This window comes from Acinetobacter sp. 789_lipA, from assembly GCF_058242845.1.
In genome coordinates this window covers 2,931,071-2,945,723 of record NZ_JBZAYS010000001.1, presented here as the reverse complement: position 1 = coordinate 2,945,723, position 14,653 = coordinate 2,931,071, and the positions used below count along the sequence as shown (strand labels likewise).

General features: G+C 35.7%; 13 protein-coding genes and 2 pseudogenes. 9 read left to right on the top strand and 6 right to left on the bottom strand.

Going from position 1 to position 14,653, the window contains the following annotated elements:
• Positions 1–83: 83 nt before the first annotated feature.
• Both AC4CUZ_RS14550 and AC4CUZ_RS14545 read right to left on the bottom strand, forming a co-directional pair.
• Positions 84–455 (bottom strand): winged helix-turn-helix transcriptional regulator, encoded by a 372-nt coding sequence (locus AC4CUZ_RS14550; protein WP_490747864.1) that lies wholly within the window; start codon positions 453–455, stop codon positions 84–86.
• A 230-nt stretch (positions 456–685) separates the two neighbouring features.
• Complete coding sequence (locus AC4CUZ_RS14545; RefSeq protein WP_490747863.1) at positions 686–1,267, bottom strand: hypothetical protein; 582 nt, start codon at positions 1,265–1,267, stop codon at positions 686–688.
• Between the two features lie 434 nt (positions 1,268–1,701).
• On the opposite strand from AC4CUZ_RS14545, the gene AC4CUZ_RS14540 reads away from it, so the two are divergent.
• The 3 genes from AC4CUZ_RS14540 (at position 1,702) to AC4CUZ_RS14530 (ending at position 2,499) form a co-directional block, all read left to right on the top strand.
• On the top strand, positions 1,702–1,911 hold the full coding sequence (locus tag AC4CUZ_RS14540) for a cold-shock protein (RefSeq protein ID WP_004693506.1): 210 nt from the start codon (positions 1,702–1,704) through the stop codon (positions 1,909–1,911).
• 106 nt (positions 1,912–2,017) lie between these two features.
• Entirely contained in the window at positions 2,018–2,245 is a 228-nt protein-coding gene (locus tag AC4CUZ_RS14535; RefSeq protein WP_004980159.1) for a hypothetical protein, read from the top strand.
• A gap of 56 nt (positions 2,246–2,301) precedes the next feature.
• Positions 2,302–2,499: a hypothetical protein gene (locus AC4CUZ_RS14530; protein WP_010326560.1), complete on the top strand. Its 198-nt coding sequence runs from the start codon at positions 2,302–2,304 to the stop codon at positions 2,497–2,499.
• 583 nt (positions 2,500–3,082) lie between these two features.
• Here AC4CUZ_RS14530 and AC4CUZ_RS14525 read toward each other — a convergent pair.
• Positions 3,083–4,173, bottom strand: a protein-coding gene (locus tag AC4CUZ_RS14525; protein ID WP_088631513.1) for an IS4-like element ISAba1 family transposase whose coding sequence is annotated in 2 segments (ribosomal slippage) — positions 3,083–3,633 and positions 3,633–4,173 — 1,092 coding nt in all. Because the reading frame shifts where the segments join, the coding sequence is not laid out codon by codon here.
• 151 nt (positions 4,174–4,324) lie between these two features.
• Between AC4CUZ_RS14525 and AC4CUZ_RS14520 the strand changes: the two are divergent.
• Positions 4,325–6,514: pseudogene (locus AC4CUZ_RS14520) on the top strand (TonB-dependent receptor).
• A 430-nt stretch (positions 6,515–6,944) separates the two neighbouring features.
• Positions 6,945–9,146 (top strand): TonB-dependent siderophore receptor, encoded by a 2,202-nt coding sequence (locus tag AC4CUZ_RS14515; RefSeq protein WP_490747862.1) that lies wholly within the window; start codon positions 6,945–6,947, stop codon positions 9,144–9,146.
• Between the two features lie 122 nt (positions 9,147–9,268).
• Here the strand turns inward: AC4CUZ_RS14515 and AC4CUZ_RS14510 are convergent, their stop codons facing one another.
• Positions 9,269–9,679, bottom strand: coding sequence for a GGDEF domain-containing protein (locus tag AC4CUZ_RS14510; RefSeq protein ID WP_490748074.1), 411 nt, complete (start codon positions 9,677–9,679; stop codon positions 9,269–9,271).
• Between the two features lie 51 nt (positions 9,680–9,730).
• Between AC4CUZ_RS14510 and AC4CUZ_RS14505 the strand changes: the two genes are divergently transcribed.
• From AC4CUZ_RS14505 to AC4CUZ_RS14495, 3 genes and pseudogenes are all read left to right on the top strand, one after another.
• Positions 9,731–10,078, top strand: coding sequence for an IS630 transposase-related protein (locus AC4CUZ_RS14505; protein WP_039890557.1), 348 nt, complete (start codon positions 9,731–9,733; stop codon positions 10,076–10,078).
• A 201-nt stretch (positions 10,079–10,279) separates the two neighbouring features.
• Complete coding sequence (locus AC4CUZ_RS14500) at positions 10,280–10,981, top strand: IS1 family transposase (RefSeq protein ID WP_004282344.1); 702 nt, start codon at positions 10,280–10,282, stop codon at positions 10,979–10,981.
• Positions 10,982–11,020: 39 nt separating this feature from the next.
• A pseudogene (locus AC4CUZ_RS14495) lies at positions 11,021–11,365 on the top strand (transposase); the annotation flags it as partial.
• Here AC4CUZ_RS14495 and AC4CUZ_RS14490 read toward each other — a convergent pair.
• Complete coding sequence (locus AC4CUZ_RS14490; RefSeq protein ID WP_490747861.1) at positions 11,343–12,215, bottom strand: PAS domain-containing protein; 873 nt, start codon at positions 12,213–12,215, stop codon at positions 11,343–11,345. The pseudogene AC4CUZ_RS14495 and the gene AC4CUZ_RS14490 sit on opposite strands and share 23 nt — an antisense overlap.
• A gap of 145 nt (positions 12,216–12,360) precedes the next feature.
• Here AC4CUZ_RS14490 and AC4CUZ_RS14485 point away from each other — a divergent pair.
• Positions 12,361–13,183, top strand: a protein-coding gene (locus AC4CUZ_RS14485) for an IS5 family transposase (protein WP_490747837.1) whose coding sequence is annotated in 2 segments (ribosomal slippage) — positions 12,361–12,741 and positions 12,743–13,183 — 822 coding nt in all. Because the reading frame shifts where the segments join, the coding sequence is not laid out codon by codon here.
• Between the two features lie 425 nt (positions 13,184–13,608).
• On the opposite strand, the gene AC4CUZ_RS14480 is transcribed toward AC4CUZ_RS14485, so the two are convergent.
• On the bottom strand, positions 13,609–14,571 hold the full coding sequence (locus tag AC4CUZ_RS14480; protein WP_004691346.1) for an IS30-like element IS18 family transposase: 963 nt from the start codon (positions 14,569–14,571) through the stop codon (positions 13,609–13,611).
• Between the last annotated feature and the right edge of the window lie 82 nt (positions 14,572–14,653).

Sequence of the window (14,653 nt, the reverse complement as noted above, 5' to 3'; positions counted from 1 at the left end):
TACTGGAATGGTGTGTAAGCAGTGAAAGCACAGTATTTCTAGAAAATATCAGAGTTGTAAGTGACGTAAAACAGGTTTAAGTTTTATTCTGATTCTAAAGGCATAATGGGTTTTCCAAATAAACCAATATTTTTATCCCCCCATTGTTTTAATGCAACCAAAATAGGTGCTAAAGAAGTGCCTAGTGTTGATAATCGGTATTCTACTTTAGGAGGAACAACGGCATAAACCTTTCGTAGAATCAGTTGATCCTCTTCAAGTTCACGTAATTGTCTAGTGAGCATTTTTTGAGTGACATTTGGAATTTTCTTCCTCAGTTCATTAAACTTTAAAACATCATCTTCTAATAAATGCCATAAGATAATACTCTTCCATTTACCATCAAGTAAGCCTATGGCAGCTTCAACAGAACATCCTGGTGTGCAATCAAAACGCGAATGTTTTAGCTTACCCATTTCAATAGTATCCTTTTGGTAACTATAAGACGAATTTGTCTGTATAACGGCTTTGTTGCACAAAGATTTCATAACTATATGATTTTAAAAGTTTTGATTATTTTTTGATCCAAAATTAAATTTATTTAAATCAGATGCTTACATATTTATGCAACAAAGCCCTTTGTGAGTATTAAAAATCTTAAGTATGGAGGATTTTGTATAGTTGTGATTATTTGAATACCCAAGAGCTATTTCACTGTTCCTGCTTTTTGCATTTCTTGGTAAAGCTGATCAAGATAATGTTGTTGTTGGACGTTATCTTTAAAGTATCGTTGATAATTCACACTACAACTATCGATATCGGCGATATTATTGAGATTGAATGTCCAATCATCCGTATTTTTAACACGAATGCCTAAGTCATCACTACATTTCTGCCAAAGTTGAGAAAAGCGCGTCTGCTTATGGCTTGGGAGTTGGTTGAAACGTGCATAAACGCTGAAGCCTTTCATTTCTGAGTTAAAATATTTGTGAATAAAACCAATGGGTACACCACCCCAATTCATTGATTGATCTTCTGGGAAGGAAATTCTGATGAGTTTTTTTTCGTTCAGTAATGAATCTTGTTGGCCTGATTTAAAATGTTGTTCTTCATATTCTAGTTTTGTGCCTATAGGTACATTAATCTTTTTCACGATCATTGGTTGTGTCGTGATGTAATAGGGATAATCAGACCTACTATTGCCGCCTGTAGGGTTCATATTGCCAACACATGCTCCCAAATTTGAGAGTAGGGCGATGCAAAAGATTAATCTAACTTTATTATTCATTATTGATCCTAAGAAACTGTATTTAAAGGCTATTTTATTTATCTAGAATACACACATAGTACACCTTATGCGAAACGTTTGAAATTTCACCTCTAGCCTCAATATTTTGGTTCAAGCTATTCTAAGGCTCAGCACACGACTAGGGCTTTTTTTAGATGCTACACTACTATTTTTAAGGACGTTTCAATTGATTGCAGGAAACACCTAATATAATTAAAATTTATGACAGCTATAAATAACTTGAATATTTATTTTTTTCATGTATACTTGGCCTAACTAGAAAAAAGTAATGTTTAGTAAATCTTCTTTAAGTATCGCAGTTTTAGTCATAATCCTCCGTTGTTTCAGATATTAAGCTCCACTTTTATTATTTTCAAAGTTACATCTAGTCATTTATTTTTGACTAAAATTATTAAAATTCAGCAGGATATATTATGTCTACTACAGTTACCGGTACAGTTAAATGGTTTAATGAAACTAAAGGCTTTGGTTTCATTCAACAAGAATCTGGTCCAGATGTTTTTGCTCACTTTCGCGAAATCGCTAGTTCAGGCTTCAAAACATTGCATGAAGGCCAACAAGTGTCATTCAGCATAGAGCAAGGTCAAAAAGGCCCAAATGCTGTAAATATTGTTGCTTTATAAGAAGCATTAAATATAAAAAAGCACTGAACAGTGCTTTTTTAATGACTAAAAATTATTAATTAAATATTTATTCCTTGGTGGAATATATGAAAAAAACTGGTGAAAATTGAAAAAACTTAATACCTTAATTGCTAAATCTTCAAATGGTACTGAAATTATAGTCTCGCTAATTCCTCTGAATAAAATGCAAAATACCCGTGATGGATTGAAATCTATTGAAGTGGGTAAGCGTGTGCTGCTTCAGTCTGGAATCGAAGTAGACTTAAATTTAGATGGTAGAACATTCTATACCGCTTTAAATCAATTATTTAAATTTAACTATAAAGTTGCCTAACTAAATATTTGATTATATTGTTTTTTAAATGAATTAATATTATAAGTATAGAAAAAATGTTAAAGAAAAATGTTACTGTCAAAGATCAATTCGGTACTGAATACTCTATTCAGGCAACTGTAGATAAAAACTCTTGCAGCACAATGTTGCATTCAAATTTAAGATATATTACTGTTGATGGCGAAGACATTCGTCCTGGTTTTGAAATGTTCTTCCAAAGTCTAAATAGCGGTAAAATTTTCAAGTTGATCTGAACGTTATTAGTTTTAATTTGGTCGTGACGACTAATACTACAATATCCTAAACAACCCAAATCATTCCTTCTCAAATCTATTTAAATTATAGAACAGTTATTTTAGATAATTTGCAGAGGGCTATGTCACACAGAACACGTTTATTAATAAATAGTTTAATGACATAGCTAAAATGTCTTTTTAGCAAAAATATTTTGTAAAAATATGGATTTAGGCACTTTTACTATATGAAGGCTATTGATTTATGGATTGTTAGCTTGTCCACGAGGAATTCTTAATCTCCAAATTTCTTCCAATGATTGGTTTCTCGATGCAGCCCTTTGCCTATTATTCGTTATATTGCTAGCTCAATTCGCTCCTAAATGAGTTCCAAAAGCGTCTTCCGCAAATAAGTATTTATAAACCAAATCCATAGCTGGTTTCTGCCGTATAACAATAATAGCTATATCATATTTGAGCTCTTTGAAAGTAAGTATAGAAATACTAGCGTATGACGATCAACACCTGTTTGAACTGAAGGCTGCTTTTTCGTATTAAAGATAGAATTTACTGCATTAAAAAATATCTCTGTACACGACAAATTTCACAGAACCCTTATCCTATCAGGGTTCTGCCTTCTTAAAATTGCCAAAATTTCCTTAAACTCTTCTTTTTTCCCAAAACCAATTAAACGCTGAATCGCCATTTGAACATAGTCTAAACCATAGCGAAATAAACTCATTGAGAGTCGTCCATGCTTCTTTATTTTTATCACTTTTTTTTGATCATGTTGCCATTCACCCGTTAAGTAACACCAACAGAAGCTTATAGCTAACACCGCAATCAATTTTTTCACTCGTCTAGGGTCTGTCAAGCGCGTATTTTCAAGATTAAACCCGCGTCCTTTGAGACAACTGAATAAGGTTTCAATTTCCCAGCGTAATGCATAATCCTGAATAGCATTGGCATTAAACTGAGGAGAAACGACGAGTAAAAGCTCTCCATTTTCTAACTGTAGTGCACTTATATATAGTTTCACCCGACCAACCAAAATCCGTCGTTTACGACATTCAATTTGACCAACTTTAAGATGGCGAAATAAATCACTAATTTTATGATTCTTTCCTAAATGATTGGTGACAATGAAGTTTTTTTAACACGAATGCAGAAGTTGATGTCTTGTTCAATTAACCATGTAAACCACTGCTCACCGATAAACTCTCTGTCTGCGAACACATTCACAATACGGTCTTTACCAAAAATGGCTATAAAGCGTTGAATCAAAGCAATACGCTCTTTCGTATCTGAATTTCCACGTTTATTAAGCAATGTCCAAAGGATAGGTATCGCTATTCCACGATAAACGATTGCGAGCATCAGGATATTAATATTTCGTTTTCCCCATTTCCAATTGGTTCTATCTAAAGTCAGTTGCACTTGGTCGAATGAAAACATATTGAAAATCAACTGAGAAATTTGACGATAATCAAAATACTGACCTGCAAAGAAGCGCTGCATACGTCGATAAAATGATTGTGGTAAGCACTTGATGGGCAAGGCTTTAGATGCAGAAGAAAGATTACATGTTTGCTTTAAAATAATCACAAGCATGATGAGCGCAAAGCACTTTAAATGTGACTTGTTCCATTTTAGATATTTGTTTAAGATAAGATATAACTCATTGAGATGTGTCATAGTATTCGTCGTTAGAAAACAATTATTATGACATTATTTCAATGAGTTATCTATTTTTGTCGTGTACAGAGAAAAAATATAATAAAAAGTTTTACATTGAAATTAATAATAATTATCATTCTCAAAAATATTTTACAAAAGAGGAATAAAAATGCGCTTGTCTCACTTTAGTCTTTGTTTGCTCACTACGGCTATTTGTACTCAACTTTATGCAAACGATATGACTTCAGCATTAACTGAAGCAAAAAAAACAGAGACTAAACTTCCAACTATCGTGATGACAGCAACACGTACACCCAAAACTATTGCTGAAATTTCAGGAACTGTCCAAACCATTTCTGCTGATGAAATTGCTCAACAGGCTGGCCCAGGTCGTAAAGTTGCAGATGTTTTGGCGCAACTGGTTCCATCTTTAGCACCAAGCAGTGGAACGAGTAGTAATTATGGTTAAACTATGCGTGGACGTAATGTACTTGTAATGATTGATGGGGTATCACAAACGGGTTCACGTGATGTGTCACGTCAGTTAAATAGTATTAGCCCAAATATGATTGATCACATTGAAGTGGTTTCTGGTGCGACCAGTATTTATGGTTCAGGTGCGACAGGCGGGATTATTAATATTATTACTAAACGTGCCGATAAATCAGAACCAGTTAGTTTTCAAGCCAAATTGGGTGTGACATCGGCAGATAACTTCCGAGGTGATAGTTTGGCTTATCAAGTTGGACAAACAGCTTCATTTGCAAATGACAAAGTTGATGGTTTTTTTGGCTTAGACTATACCAATCGTGGCTCACAATTTGATGGTAATGGGGATCGTATTTCATTAAGTCCTTGGCAGGGCAGCACCATGGATACTGATACTATTGATGTGAATGGTCGTTTAAACTTTAATTTAACTGACAACCAAAGCTTAAGTTTTGGTGCTCAGTACTATAAAGATGAACAAGATACAGAATATGGGCCTGATTATTCTTATTTACTTACCAAAACAGCTCCATCTTTAAAAGCGGTCAAAGGTTGGAGCTTAGATAATCAGCCGTTTACTGAACGTTATGCTTTTAATACGCAGTACCAAAATCAGGATTTTTTAGGACAAGTTTTGAATGTTGAAGCATACTATCGAAATGAGAAGTCACGCTTCGTACCTTATGGTTATTCAGCTGACGGTGTTAGTGTAAAGCAAAGTCAATCCAATGTGGATTACGCAGGTATTCGTTCAACTTTACAGTCTGATCTTGTAGTTGCTGACCGTGATTTAAAACTAACTTATGGCTTAGACTATGATTGGGAAAAAGACCATCAGTGGGCAGACTACTACACGCCAAGCAATAATGGTTTAGTTTATACCCCAACTGGAGAAAAACAAGGCTCAGGACCAGATACTGAAATTCAGAATATTGGTACCTTTATACAAGGGGACTATGCCGTAACTGATCAGCTTAATATTCAAGCTGGGGTACGTTACCAATATGTTCAGGCAGACACAGACAGCTATTTAACTGCACGTAAGCCATATACATTAATGGCGGCAGACTCTACAGATTCAGAGAAATTTCTGTTTAATCTAGGTGCTGTTTATAAGCTAAATGATGTACAACAAATTTATGCTAACTTCTCTCAAGGCTATAGTTATCCAGATGTACAACGCGTATTGCGTGACGTTGCAGCATATACTTTAACCACGTCTGGTATCGCTCCAATCACTGTGAATAGCTATGAACTAGGCTGGCGCTTAAATCAAGACACAGGCTTAAATTTGGGCTTAACAGGTTTCTATAATAACTCTGATAAAGTCGTTCAATTTAACTCGAATCGTTCTGTAAATGTTGTCGACACAGATCAGCGAGTTTATGGTGCGGAGGCAACAGTAAGTTATCCATTTATGGAAAATTATAAGGTGGGTGGCACTTTAGGTTACACAAGAGGCCAGTATAAGGATGTGGCCAATAACTGGCATGAGTTAAACGCTTTTGCAGTATCACCAGTGAAAGGCACATTGTTTGCAGAATGGAATAATGAAGATGGCTATGGTGTACGTGCTCAAATGCTTGCAATCAAAGGAACTGACAAAGCCTATAAAGATGACTTAGAGTTAAAAGCAGCTGGACTGAGTGATAGTAACAGTGCAGCAGAGATTAAAGGTTATACGACTATGGATGTATTAGCACATTTTCCAGTAGCGAAAGGCCGTATGGACTTTGGTGTTTATAATCTATGCGGTAATCAATATAAAACTGTATTCGCCCAACAAGCAGCAGTGACCAATGCCAACTCATTGTTAGCGATCCCAGCGGAAGGTCGTACTTTTGCACTAAGTTATACCATTAATTACTAATGGTGCCTGAAGCATGTTATGTAGAACTTTTTAATTCTATCTAAAATAATCGGGATAACATTTTTAGTTAAATTCCTAAGATTTAACATATAACATCATTATTTTATGCAAGGCCATTCTAGAGCTCATGGAACTAGAATGGCTTTCATGTAATTTTACTCATCTGAATTATTTTTATGATTAATACCTCAAACTAACTCCCCATCGAATTACACGCGACGAGAAGGCAACTTACAAGACCTGATTGTAAACTTCGAATCTACAAATTTTTAGGGGACTTGAGAGGATATGTATGATCTGTCCTCATAATCTATAAATACAGAATATACGCATAAACACTCAATCATTTTGAGTAAATATTCTATTTGTGTAGAAATGTAAATGATAATTAATATACAATGATTCTCATTTGCAAATGGTAGCTTGTAGTATGCAATATTTCCCACCTAATAAAATTTGGCTTGTCGTTCTTTTAACTCCTTTATTTAGTTCATCTCTTTATGCAGCAGCATCTGAGCCAGTAGCAAGTTTAGCCCCTATTGTGGTACAGGCTGAAGACGAGGAGGATGCTACGGAAAACAGTAAAAAATATAAAAAGAGTAAGTCTTCTCAAGCAACCAAAATGAATATTGCATTGAAAGAAACACCTCAGACAGTGACTGTTGTTACACAGCAAAGAATGCAGGATCAAGGCTTAGCGACTGTTGCAGACGTGATGCAACAAGTAGCTGGTGTAAGTATTGGATATAACGATAGCGAACGCCCAAATTACAACGTTCGTGGGTTTGCAGTCGATAATATTCAAATTGATGGTATTGCATCATCTTATTCAGGTGTTAGTGGTTCCGTAATTGCTATGCCTGTGTTTGATACGGCAATTTATGATCACATTGAAGTTTTAAAGGGGGTAAATGGCCTAAACACTGGGCTGGGTGAGCCTTCTGCATCAATTAATATGGTCCATAAAAAACCAACACAAGAGCTTAATGCACAGCTTGGAGCAAGTTACGATACTTTCGATGGGCGAAGATTTACTGGAGATATTAGTGGCGGGCTGTTAGCTGATGATAAACTTAACGCACGTTTAATTGTTGCGACATCAGACGGTAGAACAGGGAAACATTATTATGAAAAGAATACAACAACGATTTCAGGATCATTAACGTCTAAACTCACTGATCAAACTCAACTTACTTTGGGTATTGATTACCAAGATGATGACCCTCACAGTCTTGGTGGAGGTGTACCAATTTTCTATAGCGATGGGAGTCAAACTAGCTTTTCATCAGAAGATAACTTTGGTTCGATGAACTGGGTGAGATGGCAACGTGAATTACAAAATAGTTATGTGTATTTAGACCATAACTTTAATGACAGATGGAAGGCTAAACTTTCATTCAGTCGACAGGATCTGGATGCATTTGCTAAAACATCATATGCATACAATGGAAACTTAAACAAAGATGGCACGGGTTTAAGTTATTCACATTGGGCATCTGAAGGGGATTTGAACCAAAATACATATGATTTAACAGTCAATGGACTATTCGATTTATTTAACCGAGAACATCAAGTGGTCTTTGGTTTTAATGGTTGGGATAGAGAAGCTAATGAATATGGACTCACTTACCCTACTTACTCAGCAGGAAATACAATTAATGATATTGAACATTTCTACGGAAATGCATCTCCTGATTTCAAACCAGAAAGAACGGGTGTAGACAAAACAACAGACACCAAAATGTTTGGAACTTTTATTAATACACGATGGAACATCGCAGACAAGTTTAAGATTTTCACCGGTGGACGTATGTCTGACTGGGAGACTAAAACCCGTAACTTCAATCAAGGCCAACTCATCAGTACGACTTCAAAGCAAAAGCAATCTAGTATTTTTGTGCCTTATGTGGCTGCTACGTATAACATTTTTCCAACTAGCACTATTTATGCAAGTTATACCGAAATCTTTAAACCACAGTCGAGTTTAGATGCTAATGATAATTTCTTGGATCCTGTTACGGGCAGTAATACAGAGCTAGGTTTAAAAAACAGTTTCTTTGATGATCGGCTAGACGTCAATGCGGCAGTTTTCTATGCTCAAAAAGACAATGTCGCTGAACAAATCGCTGGGACTGGGTTAAATGGCATTGAAGCGCGTTATAGAGCTGTGAAAGGTGCTAAAACGAAAGGCTTTGAAGTTGAAGCATTAGGTCAACTTACGGATGCATGGACGCTTACATTTGGATATGCATACAATGACACAGAGGATGCGAAAGGCAAAAAAATTAATACCGCAAATCCAAAGCAAACAGCTAAATTCAATACAAACTACCAGTTTAGTGGTGATCTTTCTGGATTGAGAGTTGGCGGTAGTTTAAATTGGTATGGTTCAAGCTATGATTATATCAATATGGGAACACGAGCTCAGCCTAACCTAATAAAAGCGGAACAAGAAGATTATGTTGTAGCAAGTTTGTATGGTGCTTATGATCTTAATGAGAAAACCCGTGTGTCACTAAATATTAATAATTTATTTGATGAGCAGTACTACACCCGCATCATTGCAAACTACAAAACTGGCTATATGGGAGACGGCAGGTCAGCTGTAGTTGCGTTAAATTATAAATTTTAAAATGTATGAAGTCGCATTTTTTAATGAAGGTTAGAAAATGCGACTTTTTAGGATCTAGAGTTTTAATATCGAGCTTAGAAAGTTTTAACTGGGGTAACTTATCGCTTTAAATGGATTTTAGCTTAAGGTACTGAGTGTGGAGATATACAGTTACGACCATTTGCTTTAGCAAGATATAATTGCTCGTCTGCTCTTCGTAGAACTCTGGTTTTAAGCTCTTTCCTTTTCCAAGTCACTACTCCAAAGGACATAGTCACTTCTTCAATCCTCGGAAACTTACAAGATTCAATGACTGTGCGTAGTCGATCAGCCATTTTCAAAGCTGAATCTAGTTTGATACTTGGTAATACGATTAATATTTCGTCTCCTCCCCAACGAATGAGAGTGTCCTTGCTACGTAAATTTTTGGAGAGCTCATGCATGACTTGTTGTAAGACCTTATCTCCTAATGCATGACCATGAGTATCATTAATGGTTTTAAAGTAATCGATATCAGCCAATAACACGCAGCAAGAGTTATCTTCATTGCACATGTCTTTTTGAATGGTATAGTCCGCACGCCAAAAAACCAATACAATACTGATATGAGTTATCCAATACATTTTAGAAAGAAAATATTAGCCAAGCTTGAAGAAGGTCAATCTATCCGAGCGGTTGCTCAGCACTTCGAAATTAATAAAAATACAATTGTCGAATGGAAAAAGCGAATCGAAATAAAAAGAACTCGACCAAGAAAACCATCTAAAGTTGATGATGATGCCTTACGTGCAGATGTTGAGCAATATCCCGATGATTATCAATATGAACGCGCTGCTCGTTTTGGTTGTGCTACTTCTACAATTGGAGATGCGCTCAAGCGTCTAAATATTACAGTTAAAAAAAGACCTTACGGCACCCGAAAGCAAAAACAGAACTCAGAGAGCAGTATTTAAAAGATTTAAACCGATTAAGGTATCAACACCCGATCATCTATCTTGATGAAAGTGGATTTAAATCTCATGAACATAGACCTCATGGTTATTCAAAACAGGGAACTCCTTGTTATGGAACATATAATTGGCAATTAAAAAATCAGGTGGTGTATCAAAAAGTATGCTAAAAAAAAGCAGGTTGAATTTTGATAAAATAGAGAAATGCAAATAACTCTAGAAATCAAATGTCCAACCTGCCTCAGTGACAGTATAAAGAAAAATGGCATCAAAGTAGATGGGAAACAAAACTACCAATGCAAAGACTGCAAACGTCAGTTTATTGGTGACCATGCTCTGAGCTATCTAGGATGTAATTCTGGCATTACTCGTAAAATATTACAGTTAATGGTCAGAGGCAGCGGTATACGAGATATCGCTGAAGTTGAGCGCATTAGTATCGGTAAAGTCTTACGGACTTTAACTGAATCGGCCTATCAAATTCAGCCTAAACAAAGTCATTATGAATCTCTCGAAGTAGATGAATTCTGGACTTTTGTTGGAAATAAAAATAATAAACAATGGCTTATTTACGCCTACCATCGAGAAACAGGTGAGATTGTTGCTTATGTTTGGGGTAAGAGAGATTTAGCTACAGTCCAAAGGTTGAAGACAAAGCTTAAACAATTAGGTATTCACTACACCCGAATTGCAAGTGATCATTGGGACAGTTTCATCACTGCTTTTAAAAACTGCAAGCAAAGTATTGGTAAGTTTTTTACTGTAGGAATTGAAGGTAATAATTGCAAAATAAGGCATCGAATAAGGCGTGGTTTTAGAAGAAGTTGCAATTTCTCCAAAAAGCTTGAAAACCATTTTAAAGCCTTCGACTTAACCTTCTTTTACATCAATAATGGCTTCATTTAATGTCAGCATACTTTTTAAAACACCACCAAAAATCAAACCAATGCAATAGGAGCAATCCATGAGGGTAAGTTATTTGCAGTGGGTTTATTTGATAGCAAAGTAAATTCGGATGTATTTTATTTTTGGGTAGATCAGTTTTTATTACCAGAACTACCCTCGAATAGTGTAATTGTCATGGACAATGCAGCCTTCCATAAACGACCAGATATACAAGATCTATTAAGCCAACATGGGCATCAAATACTTTGGTTACCACCTTATAGTCCTGACCTTAATCCTATTGAAAAAATGTGGGCATGGGTGAAAGCAAAAAGGAAAAAATGGTTGGTTAACTCAATAGATAAGCTTTTTAGTCGTTTCTTTAACGAGTGTATGGGTAAATAAGCGGTTTGACTATATCTAGAAGATGTTCACCATAGCGACGATTAAAAATACTCGTCAAACTGTCGTAATTGGCCCACTCTTCAAGTTGACGCTTGATCTCGATATGATGATTAATATTTCTACCGATACTCACATTGTGTGTAATTGTGCCATTACGGTCTTTTAGAGGGGATGAAACGAGCTCTAAGAAATGCTTTTCATATACATGGTCTTTATTTTCAATATCCTGATTTTTTATTCTTTGTAGTTCTATCAGCTTTTGATCATGTGGATATAATTTTGTGATAGGTTCATCTTTTAAATCTGCTAGGGTGTAGCACGAGAGTTCCTCTGCGGCATGATTCATAAATTTAATTTTAGCTTGATCATCCGTGATCACTATCGTATCGGGTGTTGTATTGATTGCTGCAACCAGCATCGCTTGATATTTAAGACTTTCGTTTTTTTCCGTGATATCTCGTTGAACGGATACAAAATGGGTGATTTCACCTGTTTCAGTTTTAATCGGGGAGATGTTCCACTCTACATCGTACGGTGTTTTATCTTTGCGATAATTAATCGTATGGTTATGGAAAAATAGTCCATTAGATATGCAATCTTTTAATTCCTGAATCACGGTTAGATCTGTCTCAGGCCCTTGTAAGATACGGGGCGATTGTCCAATTAACTCTTCTTCGCTATAACCTGTCATTTCACAAAATGCTGGATTGCAGAAAAGGATGTGTGGGCCATTATTCTCAAAGCAGGCATTTGTAATGACGATCGCATTAAATGATTGCTGAATAGCCATAGTCATTAAACTATTGAATTCAGTCGCTGTTAATTTTTTGTGTTCAGAATATTGAGGCATATTGGAGTGAATCACTATGTTTCTTTATTGTTTTCCTTGTTCTTCTTAATATCATAAATTAGACTTTAAATTAATGAATAATGCTGGTTTATGATTTATACAATAGACCTCTTGCGAAAGTAAAAACCACCTCAATATAAATTTCATGAGATATCAGAAATTAAATCGTTTTTCAGATTCTGAATTCAAACGCTTGGTTGGCGTACCTCGACATGTTTTTACTGAAATGGTAGAGGTTTTAGAAAAAGCAGAATCACTCAAAAAGAAATCAGGTCGTCCTCATACTTTAGATATAGAGGATCAGTTGTTATTAACTCTCAATTACTTACGGAACTACAGCACTCAACTGGAATTAGCGGCAAATTACCATATCGCTGAAAGTAATGTGAATCGAACCATTAAAAAGGTTGAAGATGCATTGATGAAATCAAGACGTTTTACTCTGCCAAAACGAAGCATTACCACGGCAGACGAACACTTTAACTGGGTAATTATTGATGCGACAGAATGTTCAATAGAACGTCCGAAAAAAAAATCAGAGTAAATTCTACAGTGGTAAAAAGAAGAAATATACGCTAAAAGTACAAGTGATCTATCATCCGAACAGCAAACAAATCATAGGGCTAGATATATCGAATGGCAGTCAGCATGACATTAAATTGGCAAGAAAAACGGTTAAGAAATTCAAACATTGTGAATATGTTATGACTGATCTAGGGTACTACGGATTAGAGCAAGATGGCTTTAAATTATTGATGCCAATAAAGAAAAAGAAGAATTTACCTTTATTTTATGTTGAGAAAAAGTACAATAAAATGGTTGGAAAAATACGAGTTGTGATCGAACACATTAATAGTCAATTGAAAACATTTAGAATATTAAGTGAACGCTATCGAAATAGACGGAAAAGATTCGGCTTACGCATTAACTTAATTGCTGCACTCGTAAACCGGATAAACTTGCAATAATGACTTTCGCAGGAGATCTAATATAATCAATAGTCTATAAAATTATTTATATGGTTACCTTTGCCATGTACTGGAAGATGTAATTATCGATGAATTTATGGAACACTCTAAAGGATATTAGGGCTATCTACATACATCATAATAAATTAAAGGTAGCAGAGCATAGTGTTTAGAAAAGATGATGTAGCACAAATGTTCAACCTGAAGTTTTACAAAGGATGTAAGGAATACTTGAAGCGATGAAGGATGTTGTATTTAAAAGTACTTTAATCTTCAAGATGTTGGAAATAGTGGATAGGCAGGCAATTGATTTTTAAGGTTTAAGTCAAGCCTAGCCTGAATAAAAAGCAGAGCATTCTATTTTTCTTTACATTTTTCGTTTAAGCTTTTTTTTAACAGCTCCGTTTTATAAAAATATGGCGGATTCAAGCGGCAAGTGCAACAGTATAAAAACCAGCCATAACTTCACTCGGTGTATACCAACCTAGTGTTTTTCTAGGACGATGGTTGAGTGCAAATTCTATCTGCTCTATTTGTTCGTTTGACACGCCATCAAACGATGATGATTTTGGCAGATATTGACGGATTAAACCATTCGTATTTTCATTTCTAGCTCGCTGAATAGACTTGTAAGGATCAGCAAAATACGTCTCTATGCCAGCATCAGTAATTCTTTTGTGTTCGGAAAATTCTTTGCCATTATCAAATGTCACACTATAAGCATGGCTCATTTGTAAACGATCTAATGCACAAGTAATCGTTTGAGAGGATGCTCTTGTTGGCCCTAAATGAACAATATGTACATACAGGCTCTTTCGATCAACGAGAGTCAATAAAGCACCTTTATGATGTTTACCAATCACCGTGTCACCTTCGAAATCTCCTAAACGTTGTCGTTGATCAATGACCTGGTGTCGGCAATGAATACTTGTTTTATCAATGATTTGACCCCTACGATCCGTGTTTTTGTAACCGCGTTTTCGATATTTCTTCTGATGCCTTAAATGTAGATGAAGTTTACCGCCTTTTGATTTATCTTGATAAATGTACTGGTAAATCCACTCATGTGAAGGTACATCCAGCCAACCGCGTTGTGTTAAAGCACCTGAAATTTGTTCGGGTGACCAGTCCAAACCAATCAAATAATCAATATAAGCGAAGGCAAATGCTGTCATTGATGATGAAGGACGGTACCGTCTTTGACTTGCAAATTTAGCTGCCTGTTGAGCTCTATATCCACGTTGCCCAGTATTTCTTTTTAATTCACGGTAGATGGTTGATCGTGAACGTCCTAATTCCCGAGCAAGGGTAGCGATTGAACTTTTACTTTTCAAAGTAGCATAAATTTCGTATCTTTCATCTTGAGAAAGTTGGGTGTATTTCTTCATTGTGTGCTTTCCAATTGCGAGTTGAAAAAGTCCAATGATTCTACGAATACACCTAACTTTTTCAACTAACTACAAATGTGTT

What these genes read in the sequence shown, in the direction of transcription:
- AC4CUZ_RS14490 (WP_490747861.1), bottom strand. Translation starts at nt 12,215, where the DNA reads ATGCCTCAATATTCTGAACACAAAAAATTAACAGCGACTGAATTCAAT.
- AC4CUZ_RS14550 (WP_490747864.1), bottom strand. Translation starts at nt 455, where the DNA reads ATGGGTAAGCTAAAACATTCGCGTTTTGATTGCACACCAGGATGTTCT.
- AC4CUZ_RS14505 (WP_039890557.1), top strand. Translation starts at nt 9,731, where the DNA reads ATGAGTTATCCAATACATTTTAGAAAGAAAATATTAGCCAAGCTTGAA.
- AC4CUZ_RS14540 (WP_004693506.1), top strand. Translation starts at nt 1,702, where the DNA reads ATGTCTACTACAGTTACCGGTACAGTTAAATGGTTTAATGAAACTAAA.
- AC4CUZ_RS14545 (WP_490747863.1), bottom strand. Translation starts at nt 1,267, where the DNA reads ATGAATAATAAAGTTAGATTAATCTTTTGCATCGCCCTACTCTCAAAT.
- AC4CUZ_RS14530 (WP_010326560.1), top strand. Translation starts at nt 2,302, where the DNA reads ATGTTAAAGAAAAATGTTACTGTCAAAGATCAATTCGGTACTGAATAC.
- AC4CUZ_RS14510 (WP_490748074.1), bottom strand. Translation starts at nt 9,679, where the DNA reads ATGTGCAATGAAGATAACTCTTGCTGCGTGTTATTGGCTGATATCGAT.
- AC4CUZ_RS14500 (WP_004282344.1), top strand. Translation starts at nt 10,280, where the DNA reads ATGCAAATAACTCTAGAAATCAAATGTCCAACCTGCCTCAGTGACAGT.
- AC4CUZ_RS14515 (WP_490747862.1), top strand. Translation starts at nt 6,945, where the DNA reads ATGCAATATTTCCCACCTAATAAAATTTGGCTTGTCGTTCTTTTAACT.
- AC4CUZ_RS14480 (WP_004691346.1), bottom strand. Translation starts at nt 14,571, where the DNA reads ATGAAGAAATACACCCAACTTTCTCAAGATGAAAGATACGAAATTTAT.